The sequence below is a fragment of the Mesorhizobium sp. M0870 genome (assembly GCF_040319775.1).
Lineage (GTDB): Bacteria > Pseudomonadota > Alphaproteobacteria > Rhizobiales > Rhizobiaceae > Mesorhizobium.
In genome coordinates, this window is sequence record NZ_JAMYOI010000001.1 from 232,790 (window position 1) to 248,765 (window position 15,976).

Consider the following 15,976-nt stretch of genomic DNA (forward strand, 5'->3'; position numbering starts at 1 on the left):
GAGCCTTATCCCCGCCCGAAATACGCCTGGTACCACTCGACGAACCGCCCCACCCCTTCGGTCACTGTCGTCGTCGGGCGGTAGCCGACCGCCTGCTCCAGCGCCGAGGTGTCGGCGAAGGTATCGGGCACGTCGCCGGGCTGCAGCGGCAAGAGTTCGACGATGGCTTTGCGGCCCAGCGCGTTTTCCAGCGCCTCGACATAGGCGGTCAGCTTCACCGGGTTGTTGTTGCCGATGTTGAAGATGCGCCAGGGGGCGCTGCTCGTGGCCGGATCGGGACGGCTGGAGTCCCAGGCGGCATTGCCCGTGGCCGGGCTGTCGCTGGCGCGGATCACGCCTTCGGCGATGTCATCGACATAGGTGAAGTCGCGCGTGTGGTTGCCGTTGTTGAACAGCTTGACCGGCTCGCCGGCCAGGATGTTCCTGGTGAACAGGAACAGCGCCATGTCCGGGCGACCCCAGGGACCATACACCGTGAAGAAGCGAAGCCCGGTCGTCGGCAATCGGAACAGATGGCTGTAGCTGTGCGCCATCAGCTCGTTGGCGCGCTTGGTCGCGGCGTAGAACTGCAGCGGATGGTCGGCCGGACGATGTTCGGAAAACGGCATGTCGGTGTTGGCGCCGTAGACACTCGACGTGCTGGCATAGGTCAGGTGCGCGACGGCGCTGTTGCGGCAGGCCTCCAGCATGTTGGTGTAGGCGACGATGTTGCTTTCGACATAGGCATGCGGGTTTTCCAGGCTGTAGCGAACCCCGGCCTGGGCGGCGAGATGGATCACCCGGTCGAATGCATGGTCGGCAAAGCAGGCGTCGACCACGCTCTTGTCGGCGAGATTGCCGCGGATGAAATGATAGCCGGCATTGGTCTTGCGGCTCGCCTCGTCCAGAAGCCGCAGCCTCGCCTCCTTGATCTGCGGATCGTAGTAGTCGTTGACGTTGTCGATGCCGACGACCTCGTCACCGCGCTCCAGCAGCCGCTTCGCTACGTGATACCCTATGAAGCCGGCCGCGCCGGTGACCAGAACCCTCATCAGAAGCGCCCATCCGTAACATGCCTGGGGAACAGACCCTTGATGTCGTAGATGACGCCCGGGGTCTTGCAAAGCGCCTGCAGGCCGTCGACGCCCAGCGCGCGGAACTGCCTGTGGCCGACGGCCACGATAACGCCGTCATAGCGCTGATCGGGAATGTCCTTCATGCTGGCTATGCCGAAGGCACGCGCGCATTCCTGCGCGTTGACCCAGGGGTCCCATATGTCGATGCCGGCATTGTATTCCTTCAGTTGGGCAACGATATCGGCGACCTTGGAATTCCTCAGGTCCGGACAATTTTCCTTGAAGGCCGCGCCCATCACCAGAATCCGGCTGCCAACGACAGGTATTCCCTTGCGCATCATCAGGCGGGCCGTCTGATCCGCCGCGTGCTGACCCATGCCGTCATTGATACGGCGGCCGGCAAGAATCACCTCCGGATGATAGCCGAGTTCCTGGGCCTTGTGGGTGAGATAGTAGGGATCGACGCCGATGCAGTGGCCGCCGACGAGACCAGGCGTGAAGCGCAGGAAATTCCATTTGGTGCCGGCGGCTTCCAGCACTTCGGACGTGTCGATGCCGAGCTTGCCGAAGATAAGCGACAGCTCGTTCATCAGCGCGATGTTGAGGTCGCGCTGAGTGTTCTCGATGACCTTGGCCGCTTCGGCGACCGCAATGCTCGAGGTACGGTGTGTGCCTGCCGGCACGATCGAGGCATAGAGCGCATCGATACCTTCGGCCGCTTCCGGCGTCGAGCCGCTGGTGACCTTGACGATCGTTTGCAACCGATGCTCGCGGTCGCCCGGATTGATGCGCTCGGGACTGTAGCCGAGGAAGAACCCCTCATTGTAGCGCAGGCCCGAATGTTTCTCGATCAGCGGAGCGCACACCTCTTCCGTGCAGCCGGGGTAGACCGTCGATTCGAAGATCACCACCGCGCCTGGCGATATGACCTCACCGACCAAAGTCGATGCCATGATCAGCGGTTTCAGATCCGGACGATTGGCCCTGTCGATCGGCGTCGGAACCGTGACGATGAAAATCCCGCAATCGCGCAGATCGGCCTTGTCGGTGGTGAATGTCAGCCGCGACGCAGCACTGATCTCATCGCTGCTGGCTTCCAGCGTATGGTCGTCGCCACGCCTCAGCGCGTCCACCCTCGACTGGTCGATGTCGAAACCGACGACATCCCTGCCGGCACCGAAGGCGACCGCCAGCGGCAGGCCGACATAGCCAAGCCCGATGATCGCTATTTTCCTGGAGGCGAGATCCATCTGCTTCCTGCGCTTGCTATTCCAGAGCCATGCTTCGCATTGGTTATCGCGCACCAAAGCCGGTAAGCATCGTTTTCATTGTCTTGAGAGTTATCAAAACGTCCAACCAAGGCGAAAAGTTCTTTATGTAATAGAAATCATAGTGCAATTTTTCCATAACGTCATCGACGGCAGCCACATGCCCCTGATTTACTTGTGCCCACCCACTTATGCCTGGCCTGACGATATGCCTGTAGCGATAGAATGGCAGCTCAGCCTCGTACCACTGTGACAGCACGACAGCTTCCGGTCGCGGTCCGATCCAACTCATTTCGCCACGCAGGATGTTGATGACCTGCGGCAGTTCGTCGATCCTGGATTTTCGCAGGAAACGCCCGACTCGGGTGATGCGATCATCGTCGTGCCTGGTGATCGCCCTCTCCTTGTCGCTGCCGGCGCCAGCATGCTGCCTCATCGAGCGAAACTTGTAGACCGTGCAGATCTTGCCCCGGTAGCCCATGCGCTGCTGGCGAAACAGCGCAGGACCATCGGAATCCAGCCGGATCAGCAGTGCTATCAACGCCAGAACCGGGGAAAAAACGATAATCAAGACAAGTGCCGAGACCCAGTCGACCGCCTGCTTGATCTTGAGATAGGCTTGGTTCGGATTGAGCGAACCAAGCGTGTTTTCCGACAGGTGCTCGATCTCGACCCGACCGGTCAGCGACTCGCTGACCTGCTTGACGTGGTATACGGGCGTTCCCGAAAGGGCCCGATCCGCGATGTACCGTTCCCATTCCGCGCCAAGATCGGCACGCAGATCAACGACCACGCCGCTGGCTCTTTCGATTATCGTACTGGTCGACTTGATCCAAAACCAATGCACACCCGGTAACGTCTTGAGGCGCTCGACATCTCCGCCGGGAATCACCACGAGCCGGTACGGATCGAGACGCCGCGTCAACAGGCTCAGGCCGAAGTACCAGAGCGTGGACTGCGTGAAACTGGCAGCGGCCTGAAACCGGCTGTACTCGAACCGAAAAAAGAAGATGGTCAGGAAAACAGCCCCGTAGGACAGGGCAAATGTCGGCAAGATGTAACTTGCCGCGGCCACGCCCGGGAAATTTCCGATGCGGCGATAGGACAAAAAGCCCACAAGGTGCGCGATGACCGCAGCGGCCACCGTGACCTGAAGATTGGCCGAATAGATAAATTCAGGATTGAAGACAATCCGGATGATCGCCGGCGCAAAAATCGCGAATGTCAGTCCGCCAAGCAGTTGAAACCGAATCCTGAACAGGAAGTGCCGGCTTCCGACAATAGTCGACGCTGCGACATTCAACGTCTTCCCCCCTTCCCCGAAGCTGCCGTGTCGGCGACAGACCAGCGCGATAGTGCATCTGACCTGATCGCTCACAACAACGAATCGGACGTCTCGCCCCCCGGCGATTCGATACAGTCGAAGACCAAGAGCTACGACAGCGCGGCTGCGCCAGCAAGCATCTATTTCTTAGGTCAACAGTTCGGGAATTGAAAAGCCTGGGCTAATAAAGCGGCTTGATGATCATTACTGAAGATGTCGCAGCGTCTAGGGCGATATAACCGACAATCTATCGAGGTTGGCGGACACCAGACCGGAATCGGCCAGTCACGCCGCTCCGGCCAGTGGCTTGATTGCCCCTGGCCGTTTCTTCGATCGCGCGCTTCAGCCGCGCTTGAGCAGCGTCCAGACGGCCGGCACCAGGCTTGCCGCCAGAGCCACCTTGATCAGGTCGCCGACGATGAACGGCACGACGCCGAACTGCCACGACTTTTCCGGACCGATGAGCAGCGCCAGCCAGGCAAAGCCCATTGCCATCATGACGACTTCGGCAACCAGCATGGCGTTGAAAAGCTTGATCGGATGGCGGTCCCAGCCGCGATCCGCGGCCCAGCCGACAATGGCCGCCATGACCACGAAGCCGGCGAGATAGCCCCCGGTCGAGCCGAGCATGTAAGCAATGCCGAGACCCTTTTCAGGCGTGCTCTGGAAGACGGGGAAGCCCATGGCGCCCTCCGCCATGTAGAGCAGCAGGGTGGCGACGCCGAGACGCATGCCGAAGGCGGCGGCGATCAGCAGCACGGCCAGCGTCTGCATCGAAATGTCGACCGGCCCGAGCATAACCTTGGTCTTGGCCGACAGGGTCAGCACAAGCGTTCCGGCGATGGCCAGGAAAAGCTGCGTTGCCAGCCGCGCCGCGCCATTTTGCGGCAGAGCCAGAGAAACAAGCGGACGCATCGTAGTTGCAATTGCCATGGTATTTCCCCAATCCGATTGCCGCACACCGATGTTCGCGGCCTCACATCCTCCTATATTGGCTTGCGTGTTATGCGGCAATCGGTTTTGCCGTTTCCCGAAACAAGGCACCGATGCATGGCACTGAAATTCGATACCGGCTTCGACCCCTTTTATGGCCAGGGGGTGAACGTCGCGCCCGATGTCCAGCGCATCACGGCCCGCAATCCGAGCCCCTTCACCTTTCACGGCACCAACAGCTACATAATTGGCCGCGATACGCTGGCGGTGATCGATCCGGGGCCGGATGACGAGGCGCATCTGCGGACCCTGCTCGGCGTGATCGCAGACCGGCCGGTCAGCCATATCTTCGTCAGCCACACGCATCGCGACCACTCCCCGCTGGCGGCCCGGCTGAAAGAGCGCACCGGCGCCCTCGTGCTGGCAGAGGGGCCGCACCGGCCGGCAAGAGCCCTGCATATCGGCGAGACCAATGCGCTCGATGCCAGTGCCGACACGGGTTTCGTCCCTGATGTCGCCCTGCCCGACGGCGAGGTGGTCGACGGCGACGGCTGGTCGATCAGGACGGTTCTGACCCCGGGCCACACCGCCAATCATGCGGCATTCGCGCTGGAAAGAATTGGCGCGCTGGAGGGAACCGGCATCCTGTTTTCGGCCGATCATGTCATGGCTTGGGCAACCTCCATCGTCGCCCCGCCGGATGGAGCGATGGCCGACTACATGGCCTCGCTGGATCGCTTGATCGAACGCGGGGACCGCTTGCTGTTGCCCGGACATGGCGGGCCGGTGACAGCACCGCGCGCTTTCATGCGCGGGTTGAAGACGCATCGCAAGATGCGCGAGCGCGCCATACTGGAGCGGGTCAAAGAGGGCGACCGGACGATCGTGGACATGGTCAAGGCGATCTACAGGGACACCGACCCGCGGCTGCATGGCGCCGCCGGATTGTCGGTGCTTGCCCATCTCGAGGATCTGACGGCGCGCGGCCTGGTTGTGACCGATGCCGCACCGGCCATCGACGGCATTTTCACGCCGGCTGGCTAAGCTATCGGCGCCATTCGCTCTAGAACCGGCTGGAGCGCTCTGCTGGCTGAGGCGACTTCAAGCCCTGGCAAGAGCATTCGGGATCCGTTGGAAGACGTGCCGCGGTCTCCAGCGCAACCCGCGAGGCTGTCATGGAGAGGCTCGGCAGCACGTGCTCCTGCAGCAATTTCTGGCGCTCGCGGTCCATATAGTCGTTGAAACCGGCCGTGACGAACGCCAGGGGCACGAAACAGGCGCCGATCTCGCGCGATAAGGTGGCCTCAGGGGCGATCGAGTGGTTGAGCACGTCCGCTCCCATGTTTCGATATGCCAGAGCTTCGGCGGGAGTTGTCAGTCGCGGCCCGTAGCAGTGGGCAGCCACCAACTGCTGCTCGATGCCATGGACGCGGCATTCGGCTGGCCAATGGCGCCGGGCGGTCTCGGCCAACAATGCCGCACATCTTGGACATACGATCTGCTTGCCCGAGCAGTCGAAGCTCTGGCGGCCAGGCAGCAGCGAAAACGGGGTCTGCGACAGTTCGATGATATCGGCGTTTACGACTATGTCGCCGGGCTGGATCGCCTTGTTGACGGCGCCAACAGTCGAGCAGGCCAGCACTTGCCTTACACCCGCTTTCATCAAGACCCAGAACGCGCGGCGATGACAGGAATGGTCGATATGGTCTCGGGGATTGCCGTGCGAATACATGCACAGGGCACGTTTCGTTTTGCCCTCGACGGTAATAGATGCATCGAATTCGAGCAGCTTCCAATTGTCGCTGGGACCGAAAGGCGTTTGGAAACTCATGTCTCGCTGCAAGGTGCGGACGCCATCAACTTCGACATCTTCCGGAAAGGCGAGACCCCAATTCGCCGATCCGGTGATGATCGCCAACCCCACTTGGGGTATGTCCGTTGAATGATCGGCCAGATCGTCGGCTGCATGATGATTGTTGGGCATGTTTTCAGTCTCGCTCAGGATTTTTGGCGAAGGGTCACGACCAGGACAACGACCACGACGATGACGGTCCACAAGGTCGAAATCGCCGCGATGGTCGGGTCGATCTGATCGCGCAGCGACAGGAACATGAGCTTCGGCAGCGTGCTGTTTTGACCACTCGCGACGAAGATCGAAATGACGGATTCGTCTAGCGAGGTCAGGAAGGCCATCAGTGTGGCCGACAACAGACTGATCTGAAGTTGGGGGACAATTATTCCGCCAATGGCTCTCGCCCAGTTTGCGCCCAGGCTGCGCGCCGCCTGAACCTGGTTCCAGTCAAAGCGGGCCAAGGCGGGCAACAACACAATGCACGCGACCGGAATGGCTAGTACCACATGTCCGACCAGGACACCGAACAGCGTTCCGACAAGACGTTGCGCCGCCAGAACAAAGAAGAGACCGATCGCGAGCAGGATCCCCGGCACAATGGACGGGGTGAGCAGAACGCCCTGAATGGTTACGGCGGCCTTTCCGCCGAGCCGGTTGATCGAGATGCCGGCCAGAAGCCCCAGCGGCACTGTGATCATCGCTGTCAATGTGCCGAGGATCAGGCTCGTCCTGAGTGCGGCCATCCATGTCGCCGAACCGAAGAAAGTCTCGTACCAGCGCAACGAGTATGCGCGCGGTGGGAACTCGAGAAGATTGGACGCCGAAAAGGAGAGCGGGACGACGACGAGCGTCGGCAGCATCAGGAACGCCATAACGAGCGCACAAAAGCTCCACAGGAGGATGCGGGCCAGCCTGCTGTCTGGATAGGCTTCAAGCATGGGCTGTGCCGATGCTGCGTCCGGCAATGAGCCGCCGCGCAGCCAGGAACATCACCCCCACCAACGCCATAAGAACGAGGAGCAGAATGCCCAGGACGCTCGCCGAGCCCCAATCCTGGAAGGTCGATAGCGTGCGCTCGATCCGGGTGGAAAGCGGATTTACCTTGCCGCCGCCAAGCACCGCGGGCGTGATGAAGAACCCTATGGTGTAAATGAAGACGATGATCGAACCCGAGAAGATGCCGCCGGCCGAAAGCGGCAGGACGACCCTGCGGATCGTTTGCCCGAGAGTGGCGCCCATGCTCGCCGACGCGCGGACGAGGTTTGCATCGATATCGCGCATCGCCGCATAAACGGGCAGCAGAAAAAGCGGCAGCATGTAGTGAACCATGCCGATCAGCGTTCCCGTGAAATTGTAGACCAGCGGCAATGGCTCAGCTGTCAGGCCTGAACCCGTCAAAGTTGCGTTGATCAGGCCATCGCGCCGCAACAGCACGAGCCAGCCATAGGTGCGCACCAGAATGGAGGTCCACAACGGCAGCATGACGAAGGCCATCAGCAAATTGGCCACCCTTGGTCTGGCGCTGGCCAGGGCGAGCGCCAGGGGAGTACCGAGAAGAATGCAGATCGCCAGCGTGCCCAGGGACAGTTCAAGGGTTGTGACCAGTGCCGACCATGTCAGCCCGCTCGAAAGCACCTTCTCGTAGTTGCCGACGGTGTACTCGCCCCCCGTGGTCAGGAAGGATTGCCGGATGATCCATAGGATAGGCAGTATCGCCGCCAGTCCGACGATGAACAGCGCAGGCAGTGAAAGCGAGAGGAAGAACCGCCGCTCGCGTCGCGCGTCTGCCGCGAGCGCAGGATCGGCAAGGACGGTCACGCTACCACTCCCGGTATCGCGTGAACTTTCGCTGCTGGTGCATAGGCGGTCACCCGCTGACCGGCGGCTAGTTCGGCGCAGCCGCTGGCCAGCGCCGCCGGAATGCAGACAAGTATCTCTTGCCCGCCGTCAAGCGCCAGCGTCAAAAGCCAGTTCTCGCCACGAAACGCCTTGGCGCGCAGCGTTCCCTCAAGGGCCACCCCGTCTGGCCCGACGAGCTTCGCATCAAGATGGAAGCATTCCGCGCGGATCATCAGAGCTTCGCGTGACGCATCGGCGCCGTCTATTCTGCGCGCCGAGCCCGGGGCCACAATGTTGGCCTCGCCCATGAACTCCGCGACGAAGCGGGTCGATGGACGATCATAGATCCGCTGTGGCGTATCGATCTGCTGGATGCGGCCGGAATTCATCACCGCGATCCTGTCGGACATGATTAGCGCTTCGCGCTGGTCATGCGTCACATAGATGGTGGTGATCCCCAGATCATCGTGCAGACGCCGGATCTCGTACTGCATGGTTTCGCGCAGGTTCTTGTCGAGCGCCGACAACGGCTCGTCCATCAGCATCACGCGTGGCTCAAAGACGATCGCCCGCGCCAACGCCACCCGCTGGCGCTGGCCGCCGGACAATGCGGCAATGTTGCGCTCCGCCAAACCTTCAAGCTTCACGCGGGCCAAAGTGTCGAGTGCCCTCTGGCGGGCCTCGGCTTTCGGCGTCTTGCGCAGCACCAACGGATACTCGACATTTGCCAGAACGTTCATGTGGGGAAACAGGGCGTAGTTCTGGAAGACTATGCCGATGTCGCGCTTGTTGGGGGCCAGGCGGGTAATGTCCCGATCGTCCAACAAAAGTTTACCGGAATCGGGCCGGACAAATCCGGCCAAAGCCATGAGCAGCGTGGTCTTGCCCGATCCGGACGGCCCCAAGAGCGTGAGAAATTCGCCAGCCTGAATGTCGAGCGAGACATCGTCCAGCGCGACGTAAGATCCGTAGGTCTTGCGCACGCTGTCGATGGTGATCGGGAGCGACTTCATCATGTGCTTCAGCCTTAAAGCTGAGACTCAGCGGGCCATCATCTCATCGAAGGTTTTTTGAGCAGCTTCGCCATTCTTGACCCACCAGTCCGCATTCGAAAACACCGAAGTGCCGGCATTTTCAGGCGCGGTCGCAAGGGTCTTCAGACGGTCCTCGGGAATAAGGCCACCCTCATAGCCAGCAGGATTGACCGGGCCATAAGCGATGAAATCGGTCAGCTTCGCCACGCGCGCGGGCTGTGTCATCGCCGCGATGAGTTTCATGGCCGCTTCCTTGTTCGGCGCCCCCTTCGGTACCCCGAGGCAATCCGTACCGATGACGGAACCCTTGAACGTGTAATCGACCGCGCCGCCATCCGCTTTCACGGTTTGGGCCCGCCCGTTCCAGGTAACGACCAAATCCGCCTCGCCATCTTTCAGCAACTGCGCGGACTGAGCTCCCGAAGTCCACCACACCGCGACATTTGGTTTGATCGCTTCAAGCCGCTTGATCGCGCGATCCAGGCCCTCCGGCGTGCTGAGCACGGAATACACGTCGGCCGGTGCTACGCCGTCCGAGAGCAGCGCGATCTCGATCGAGTCCTGTGCATTGGCGCGGAGGGCGCGACGGCCCGGAAATTGGGCAACATCCCAGAACTCCGCCCATGTCTTTGGCGGGTTCTCGCCATAGGTTTTGGTGTTCCAGGACATGACGGTGCCATAGGAGTCGAACGGATAGCAGTAGTCGGACTTTGCGCCATCCGGCACGGCCTTTGGATCGATGATCTTGTAGTCGAGCGGCTCCAGCAGCGACTGTGCGGCGGCCTGCGCGCCCTCCGGTGAGCCCAGGTGAATGACGTCGGTTGTGACCGCGCCCGAGGTGACCTGCATCTTCAGGGCGGCCAAGCCGTCGCTGAGGGTCTCCTCGCGGACATCATAGCCAAGCTCTTTTGCAGCGGGGGCCCACATGGCTTCCTTCATGGCGTTGCCATAATCGCCGCCCGCGGTCGTGATGGTGACTGATTGGGCATAGACCGGCACGGCGGCCGAGAATGCTAATGCCGTCAAGGAAATGCGTAACCAAGACATAGGTTCTCCTCCCTAGAATTTGTTGAGACGCGCTCAAAATGGCCAATTCTTGACAATCGTAACGTTACGATTGCATCCAATTGCAGGAGAGTCAAGCTGCTTTAGCGAGAGCTTGGATTGACCGTGAGGTGGAATTCGGTCACGTAGTGGAAGTCAGCAAATCAGCCGGCGCTTTCGCAAATGAGGTCGGGCGACATGACCAACCTGAAACAGATCGCGGCGGAACTTTCCCTTTCGGTCACCACGGTATCCCGCGCGCTGAAGGATGGGCCGGAGGTTCATCCCGCCACCATCGCTCGCGTCAAGGAAGTGGCGCAGCGGGTCGGCTATGTGCCAAATCATCATGGCTTCGCGCTCAAAACTGGCCGCACGCTGACGATGACAGCAATATACCCGATGGAAACACAAGATCATCTGTCCGATCTGTTGAAGCTTCCGTTAATCGAAGGCATGACGCTGGCGGCGCGGCAAGCGGGTTATAGCCTATCCATCTACTCCACCACGCCCGATGATGATCCCATCGAGAGTGTGCAGCGACAGCTTCAGGCGGGCAGCACAGACGGACTGATTATCACACGCATGGTCTCGGGTGATCCGCGCGTTAAGCTATTGCTGGATAGAGGCATGCCATTCGTCGCGTTTGGAAGAACTGACCTGGATACAGCATATCCTTATGTCGACATCGACAATGAACAGATTGCCTACGAGGCGACCCGGCGGCTCATGGACAAGGGCTGCCGACGCATTGCGCTGCAACTTCTCGTTCCGGGCGACCAGGCGAGTGCCATGCGTCTTTCCGGGTATGGAAGGGCAATGGCCGAGGCTGGTATTCCGATCGACCAGTCGCTGATCGGTCATGGAATGTTCACCATGGAATCGAGCGCAGCCTGGTTCGATCGCATGCTGGCCTGGTCAGATCCGCCGACGGGCTTGGCATGCGCCAACGAACTGGGCCTTCTGGGGGCATTACACGCTCTCGGCAGAAGAGGTCTCGCGCCAGGGAGTGACATCCACATTGTCACTCGGGACAGCACGCGGCTATCGCGCTTCCTGCCTGCGAAGATCGGCGTTCATTTCGTGGACATAGCGGGTGTCGGACGCAAACTTGTCGAAGTCCTGGAGAGCCGGATCGCCAATCCGATTGGACCGGTCGCGACAGTCTTGTTCAAAGGAGAGTTCGACCCTGGCGAATAGCCTCCCCTGGGTCTCATTCGACCGGAGCGGCGCCAACCTGACCGGCGACTTCCTGGTCGAGTTCCGCGAGAAATTCGGTGATGCGCGCCGCATTGTCGCCGAGGTCGTAGCGGCCGTAGCGGGATGCCGACCGCATGTCGACGATGACCGTGTCGCCATCGTCCGTCACGCGGATCGCCACGTCGGCGGGAAGGCCGATCACGAAGCCCTTGGCGACGGCGGTGATGGTCACCTCGCTTTGCCCGGCGAGATCGGGATAGGGTTCCGACAGCTCCCAGTCGCGCCGGTCGAGCACGGTTTCGACGGCATTGACGACGGTCTCGAACGGCAGGTCGTAGCTGCGTGCGCTGACCAGCGGATAGCTATCGGTCTGCAGCCGCTGTTCCCCAGGCGTCGACGGCGCAAGCACGTTCATATCCTTCCTCCGGTCGCTCACGTCGAGCGCCGGCGGTTCGTCGAAATCCGTCGAGATATCCCTGAGCGGCGGATAGATCGTCGCCCAGTAGGCGGCGACGCCATAGGGTGCGAGCACCAGCAGTGCCAGCAGCGCGCCGACCGTCAGGTCGCGACCGCCGCGGTCGCCGAAATTCCAGAGCCGCGAAAAGGCAAACCCGGCAAACAACAGCGCCATCGCCGCCAGCAGCGCGACAATGCCCAGCACCCACAGAAAGACAGGTGTTTCGACGAGATCGAAGCGATGGCCGACGAAGACCGTCAGCAGCAGCACCAACGAAAAAGCGGCCGTGCGCCGCGACCAGCCGGCCGCCTTCGACGTTTGCCGTTCAGGAATGCTAACCATCGTTTTCCGTGCTGCCCCAACCCGAACGGAGACTTAGTGCCTTTTTGCGATGGCATGAAGCCGAAACATGCACCATCGCGTCAATCCGTCGGCAGGCGATAGTCCTTGAATTGCTGGCGCAAGGTGATCTTCTGGATCTTGCCGGTGGCGGTGTGCGGAATTTCACCGACGAAAGCGACATCGTCCGGCATCCACCATTTGGCCACCTTGCCGTCCATGAAGTCGAGAATGTCAGCCTTGGTCGGTTCCTTGCCCGGTTTGCGGACGACGACCAGCAGCGGCCGTTCGCCCCATTTCGAATGCTGAACGCCGATGGCTGCCGCCTCGGCGACATCGGGATGGCCAACAGCCAGATTCTCGAGGTCGATGGTCGAAATCCATTCGCCGCCGGACTTGATGACGTCCTTGGCGCGATCGGTGATCTGCATGTAGCCGCCGGCGTCGATGTGGGCGACGTCGCCAGTGTCGAACCAGCCATCCTCATCGAACTGCTCCACGCCGGCGCCGCCATAATAGGCACGGGCAACGGCCGGCCCACGCACTTTCAGGCGGCCAAAAGTCTTGCCGTCCCAAGGCTGCTCGTTGTTGTCGTCGTCGGTCACCTTCATTTCGACGCCGAAGGGCGGATGGCCCTGTTTCTGCTGGACATCGAGCCGGGCTTCGCCCTCAAGACCGGCATGGTCCGGCTTCAGGGTGCACAGCGTGCCGAGCGGCGACATTTCGGTCATACCCCACGCATGGATGACCTGGACATCGTAGTTCTGCTGGAACTTGGTCATGATCGCGCGCGGGCACGACGAGCCGCCGATGACAACCTTGTTCAGATAGGGAAGCTTCTTGCCGGTCTCCTCCAGATGCTGCAGCAGCATCATCCAGACGGTCGGCACGGCGGCGCTGAAGGTCACCTTCTCGGTGTCGAGCAATTCATAGATCGAGGCGCCATCCATCTTGCAGCCGGGCATGACCAGCTTGGCACCGATCATCGGCCCGCTCTGGCCAAGGCCCCAGGCATTGGCGTGAAACATCGGCACGACAGGCAGGATCGTATCGCGCGACGACAGTCCCATGGCGTCGGGCATGGCAGCGATCATGGCGTGCAGCACGTTCGAACGATGGCTGTAGACGACGCCCTTGGGATCGCCCGTGGTCCCGGACGTGTAGCACATGCCGGCGGCGGTGCTTTCGTCGAAGGTCTTCCAGGCGAAGTCGCCATCCGCCTCGTCAAGCCAGTCTTCATAGGCGACCGCGTTGGGCAATGTCGTCGGCGGCATATGCGCCCTGTCGGTCAGCACGATCACCTGTTTCAGCGATTTTACGGCGCCGGCGATTTTCTCGAGCAGCGGCACGAAGGTCAGGTCGACGAAGACTGCCTTGTCCTCGGCATGGTTCATGATCCAGACGATCTGCTCGGGAAACAGCCGCGGATTGAGCGTGTGGTAGATGGCGCCGATGCCCATGATGCCGTACCAGGCCTCGATATGGCGTGCGGTGTTCCAGGCCAGCGTCGCGATGCGGTCGCCCAGCCCATAGCCGTCGCGCTCCAGCCGCTGGGCGACCTTCAGGGCACGACGATGGATGTCGGCGTAAGTGGTACGCACGATCGGCCCCTCGATCGAGCGCGTCACGATCTTACGCACGCCATGCTGCCGCTCGGCATTGTCGATGAGCTTATGGCAAAGCAGCGGCCATTCCTGCATCAGTCCCAGCATTCGGTCCTCCCTCACGCTTTTGCGTTGTGCTTTTCGGGCTATTGTGGAGCGAACCGGCCGATTGTCCAGCCGCCAGCACCACCCAGCGCCGCATTGGTGGAAAACCGCCACAATCCGGCCATCGTCCGCGTTAAGTTTCGTTAACGGGCAAAGGGGTGCGATTGGCGACTGAAAGAGGTTCGCATGGACGCGCAGCTCGACGACAAGGCTCTCGAGAGTACGCTTGCCGAAAGTCTGGCCGATGTGGTGCCGGACACAAAGACTGTTTCCGAAGATGAATTTGTTGAAGTTGTCGGCGGCGCGCTGGAAGCGGTCGGCGGCACGCTGCTGTTCAAGATGTGCGTCCAGAATCAGGGCGAGGACCAGCACGTCGCGGCCGCGTCAGTCGGCGATGGCGGAAACCGCCAGTTCCTGCTGCTCACCTTGCCTACCGGCGGCGGTTCCTTGAAGGTCGAGACCGTATCGAGAAGCAGCAACCCGGTCGCCGGGATCGCTGCCGCCTATGCCGGTCTCATGGACGTGTTCAAGGCCGCTGCCTGACAGCTGACGACAAGTATCTCGAGGGTTCCAAGGCGCGATCCATCGGCGTCGGCCCGGCAAGTTTTGCGTACTGGATGGCGATAGCGGCTTGCACAATGCGCTTGCGCGACACACCTTAAAGTCGACGCAAGGAGAGCCCCGCATGGATCAGATCGCCAACCCCGCACCCGGTTTCCAACGCAACCCGGACAAAATCATCACCATCGAGCCCTATGCCGGCACCGTTACCGTGCGTACCGGAGACGTGGTCATCGCTTCAACAGCGAAGGCCAAGGTGCTGACCGAGGCCCCCTATCCGGCGGCGTTCTACATTCCGTTCGCCGACATCGATTTCGGCAAGCTCGGCCGCACCGACCACTCGACCCATTGCCCCTACAAGGGCGATGCAAGCTATTGGAGCGTGCTGCCTGCCGGCGAGACCGGCCAGAACGCCATGTGGGCCTACGAGCGGCCTTTCGACGAAATGGCTGAAATCCGCAACCACGGCGCATTCTACGCCAGCAAGGTCACGATCGAAGCCAAACCAGACTGAGCCCACGCCGACGGCATCGAGATCCGCTCGGCTGGCCAGTCACTCCGTCGTGCCGTTGTTGCCGATGCCTTCGGCATCGTCGAGCCGCACAAAGGTCAAGCCCTTGGCCTTGAGCGCCAGCAGCCCCTGCACCACGCCTTCGCCGGCCGCATGGGTCGGCTGGTTGATGTGCGAGATGATGACGTCGCCGTCCTTGGCCGCCGCGATGCGCCGGGCGGTTTCCTTGGCGCCGAGCAAAGAGCCACCGTCGCCGTTTATCGAGAAACCCGCGACCTTGAAGCCAAGCTTGCGGATCATGGCGATTGCCGACGGGCTGTATTCGGCGGTTGCGCCACGGAACCATTTCGGTGCCGGCTCGCCGGTCCCGGCAAGAGCGGCGGCCCCCGACTCGACCTCGGCCAGCACCGCGTCCGGGCTGCCGGCGCTGCGGATGCCGTAGATTTTTTGCGGCGTGTCGACCGCCGGGATATGGCGGCCGCCGTGATTTTCCAGTTCGAACAGATCGGGATGCGCCCGCATGATCTCGACGGCGGCGGCGTTCCGCTTCAGCCAGATGCCGGTGACGAAAATGGTGGCGGGGATCTTATTGTCCACCAATGCCGAAAGGATCCGGCTGTCGGTCTGTCCGCCGCAGGCGTCGAGCGTGAGCGCAACGCGACCGGCGCCGCTTGCCTCCGGCCTGATATGCAGGGTGGGCTCGACGAGCGGCGCGGCATGGCTGGCGGATGCCATCGCCCACAACATGGCGATCATACAGAGATTTTTTTGCAGCAGGCGCATCAAACCGATTCCCGGACCCGTCATTTCAAGCAGGCATCCCAACGACCCGCATGAAGGCGGAAATCGGGAT

Annotated in this window: 16 protein-coding genes; 4 read left to right on the plus strand and 12 right to left on the minus strand. The window is 61.3% G+C overall.

The genetic code is table 11. The features are described 5' to 3' along the window. Window positions 1-5 precede the first annotated feature (5 nt). From NKH97_RS01080 to NKH97_RS01095, 4 genes are all read right to left on the minus strand, one after another. Window positions 6-1,031: an NAD-dependent epimerase gene (locus NKH97_RS01080; RefSeq protein ID WP_352795237.1), complete on the minus strand. Its 1,026-nt coding sequence runs from the start codon at window positions 1,029-1,031 to the stop codon at window positions 6-8. Then, complete coding sequence (locus NKH97_RS01085; RefSeq protein WP_352795238.1) at window positions 1,031-2,305, minus strand: nucleotide sugar dehydrogenase; 1,275 nt, start codon at window positions 2,303-2,305, stop codon at window positions 1,031-1,033. The genes NKH97_RS01080 and NKH97_RS01085 overlap by 1 nt, the downstream gene beginning before the upstream one ends. Window positions 2,306-2,348: 43 nt before the next feature. Next, a complete protein-coding gene (locus NKH97_RS01090; protein WP_352795239.1) occupies window positions 2,349-3,626 on the minus strand; it encodes a sugar transferase in 1,278 nt (425 codons plus the stop codon). 363 nt (window positions 3,627-3,989) lie between these two features. Then, window positions 3,990-4,580 carry a biotin transporter BioY gene (locus NKH97_RS01095; RefSeq protein ID WP_127412038.1) on the minus strand — a complete coding sequence of 197 codons (591 nt, stop codon included), beginning with the start codon at window positions 4,578-4,580 and terminating at the stop codon, window positions 3,990-3,992. A 117-nt stretch (window positions 4,581-4,697) separates the two neighbouring features. On the opposite strand from NKH97_RS01095, the gene NKH97_RS01100 reads away from it, so the two are divergent. Beyond that, the gene (locus tag NKH97_RS01100; protein ID WP_352550771.1) at window positions 4,698-5,624 is read left to right on the plus strand and encodes an MBL fold metallo-hydrolase; all 927 of its coding nucleotides are present in this window, start codon (window positions 4,698-4,700) and stop codon (window positions 5,622-5,624) included. Window positions 5,625-5,643: 19 nt separating this feature from the next. Here the strand turns inward: NKH97_RS01100 and NKH97_RS01105 are convergent, their stop codons facing one another. From NKH97_RS01105 to NKH97_RS01125, 5 genes are all read right to left on the minus strand, one after another. Next, window positions 5,644-6,504: a phosphorylase family protein gene (locus NKH97_RS01105; RefSeq protein ID WP_352613256.1), complete on the minus strand. Its 861-nt coding sequence runs from the start codon at window positions 6,502-6,504 to the stop codon at window positions 5,644-5,646. Window positions 6,505-6,578: 74 nt separating this feature from the next. Beyond that, complete coding sequence (locus NKH97_RS01110; RefSeq protein WP_128302516.1) at window positions 6,579-7,370, minus strand: ABC transporter permease; 792 nt, start codon at window positions 7,368-7,370, stop codon at window positions 6,579-6,581. Further along, window positions 7,363-8,250, minus strand: a complete 888-nt coding sequence (locus NKH97_RS01115) for an ABC transporter permease (protein WP_352795240.1) — start codon at window positions 8,248-8,250, stop codon at window positions 7,363-7,365. Before NKH97_RS01115 ends, NKH97_RS01110 begins: the two co-directional genes overlap by 8 nt. Continuing rightward, window positions 8,247-9,284, minus strand: a complete 1,038-nt coding sequence (locus NKH97_RS01120; protein ID WP_128302533.1) for an ABC transporter ATP-binding protein — start codon at window positions 9,282-9,284, stop codon at window positions 8,247-8,249. Before NKH97_RS01120 ends, NKH97_RS01115 begins: the two co-directional genes overlap by 4 nt. Window positions 9,285-9,311: 27 nt before the next feature. Further along, window positions 9,312-10,352 (minus strand): ABC transporter substrate-binding protein, encoded by a 1,041-nt coding sequence (locus NKH97_RS01125; RefSeq protein WP_352442761.1) that lies wholly within the window; start codon window positions 10,350-10,352, stop codon window positions 9,312-9,314. Window positions 10,353-10,547: 195 nt separating this feature from the next. Here NKH97_RS01125 and NKH97_RS01130 point away from each other — a divergent pair, with 195 nt between their 5' ends. Next, window positions 10,548-11,546, plus strand: a complete 999-nt coding sequence (locus NKH97_RS01130; RefSeq protein WP_128302515.1) for a LacI family DNA-binding transcriptional regulator — start codon at window positions 10,548-10,550, stop codon at window positions 11,544-11,546. A 13-nt stretch (window positions 11,547-11,559) separates the two neighbouring features. On the opposite strand, the gene NKH97_RS01135 is transcribed toward NKH97_RS01130, so the two are convergent. After that, window positions 11,560-12,345 carry a DUF1499 domain-containing protein gene (locus NKH97_RS01135; protein WP_023808562.1) on the minus strand — a complete coding sequence of 262 codons (786 nt, stop codon included), beginning with the start codon at window positions 12,343-12,345 and terminating at the stop codon, window positions 11,560-11,562. A gap of 80 nt (window positions 12,346-12,425) precedes the next feature. Further along, the gene (locus NKH97_RS01140) at window positions 12,426-14,054 is read right to left on the minus strand and encodes a fatty-acid--CoA ligase (protein ID WP_352442762.1); all 1,629 of its coding nucleotides are present in this window, start codon (window positions 14,052-14,054) and stop codon (window positions 12,426-12,428) included. A 183-nt stretch (window positions 14,055-14,237) separates the two neighbouring features. On the opposite strand from NKH97_RS01140, the gene NKH97_RS01145 reads away from it, so the two are divergent. Next, a complete protein-coding gene (locus tag NKH97_RS01145) occupies window positions 14,238-14,594 on the plus strand; it encodes a hypothetical protein (RefSeq protein WP_023808564.1) in 357 nt (118 codons plus the stop codon). 142 nt (window positions 14,595-14,736) lie between these two features. Then, window positions 14,737-15,126, plus strand: a complete 390-nt coding sequence (locus NKH97_RS01150) for a DUF427 domain-containing protein (RefSeq protein WP_352721765.1) — start codon at window positions 14,737-14,739, stop codon at window positions 15,124-15,126. Window positions 15,127-15,165: 39 nt separating this feature from the next. Here the strand turns inward: NKH97_RS01150 and NKH97_RS01155 are convergent, their stop codons facing one another. After that, window positions 15,166-15,906 carry a polysaccharide deacetylase family protein gene (locus NKH97_RS01155; RefSeq protein ID WP_352795241.1) on the minus strand — a complete coding sequence of 247 codons (741 nt, stop codon included), beginning with the start codon at window positions 15,904-15,906 and terminating at the stop codon, window positions 15,166-15,168. Window positions 15,907-15,976 lie beyond the last annotated feature (70 nt).

Coding starts and splice junctions, on each gene's coding strand:
- NKH97_RS01080 (WP_352795237.1), bottom strand. CDS start 1,031: ATGAGGGTTCTGGTCACCGGCGCGGCCGGCTTCATAGGGTATCACGTA.
- NKH97_RS01085 (WP_352795238.1), bottom strand. CDS start 2,305: ATGGATCTCGCCTCCAGGAAAATAGCGATCATCGGGCTTGGCTATGTC.
- NKH97_RS01095 (WP_127412038.1), bottom strand. CDS start 4,580: ATGGCAATTGCAACTACGATGCGTCCGCTTGTTTCTCTGGCTCTGCCG.
- NKH97_RS01100 (WP_352550771.1), top strand. CDS start 4,698: ATGGCACTGAAATTCGATACCGGCTTCGACCCCTTTTATGGCCAGGGG.
- NKH97_RS01110 (WP_128302516.1), bottom strand. CDS start 7,370: ATGCTTGAAGCCTATCCAGACAGCAGGCTGGCCCGCATCCTCCTGTGG.
- NKH97_RS01120 (WP_128302533.1), bottom strand. CDS start 9,284: ATGAAGTCGCTCCCGATCACCATCGACAGCGTGCGCAAGACCTACGGA.
- NKH97_RS01125 (WP_352442761.1), bottom strand. CDS start 10,352: ATGTCTTGGTTACGCATTTCCTTGACGGCATTAGCATTCTCGGCCGCC.
- NKH97_RS01130 (WP_128302515.1), top strand. CDS start 10,548: ATGACCAACCTGAAACAGATCGCGGCGGAACTTTCCCTTTCGGTCACC.
- NKH97_RS01135 (WP_023808562.1), bottom strand. CDS start 12,345: ATGGTTAGCATTCCTGAACGGCAAACGTCGAAGGCGGCCGGCTGGTCG.
- NKH97_RS01140 (WP_352442762.1), bottom strand. CDS start 14,054: ATGCTGGGACTGATGCAGGAATGGCCGCTGCTTTGCCATAAGCTCATC.
- NKH97_RS01145 (WP_023808564.1), top strand. CDS start 14,238: ATGGACGCGCAGCTCGACGACAAGGCTCTCGAGAGTACGCTTGCCGAA.
- NKH97_RS01150 (WP_352721765.1), top strand. CDS start 14,737: ATGGATCAGATCGCCAACCCCGCACCCGGTTTCCAACGCAACCCGGAC.
- NKH97_RS01155 (WP_352795241.1), bottom strand. CDS start 15,906: ATGCGCCTGCTGCAAAAAAATCTCTGTATGATCGCCATGTTGTGGGCG.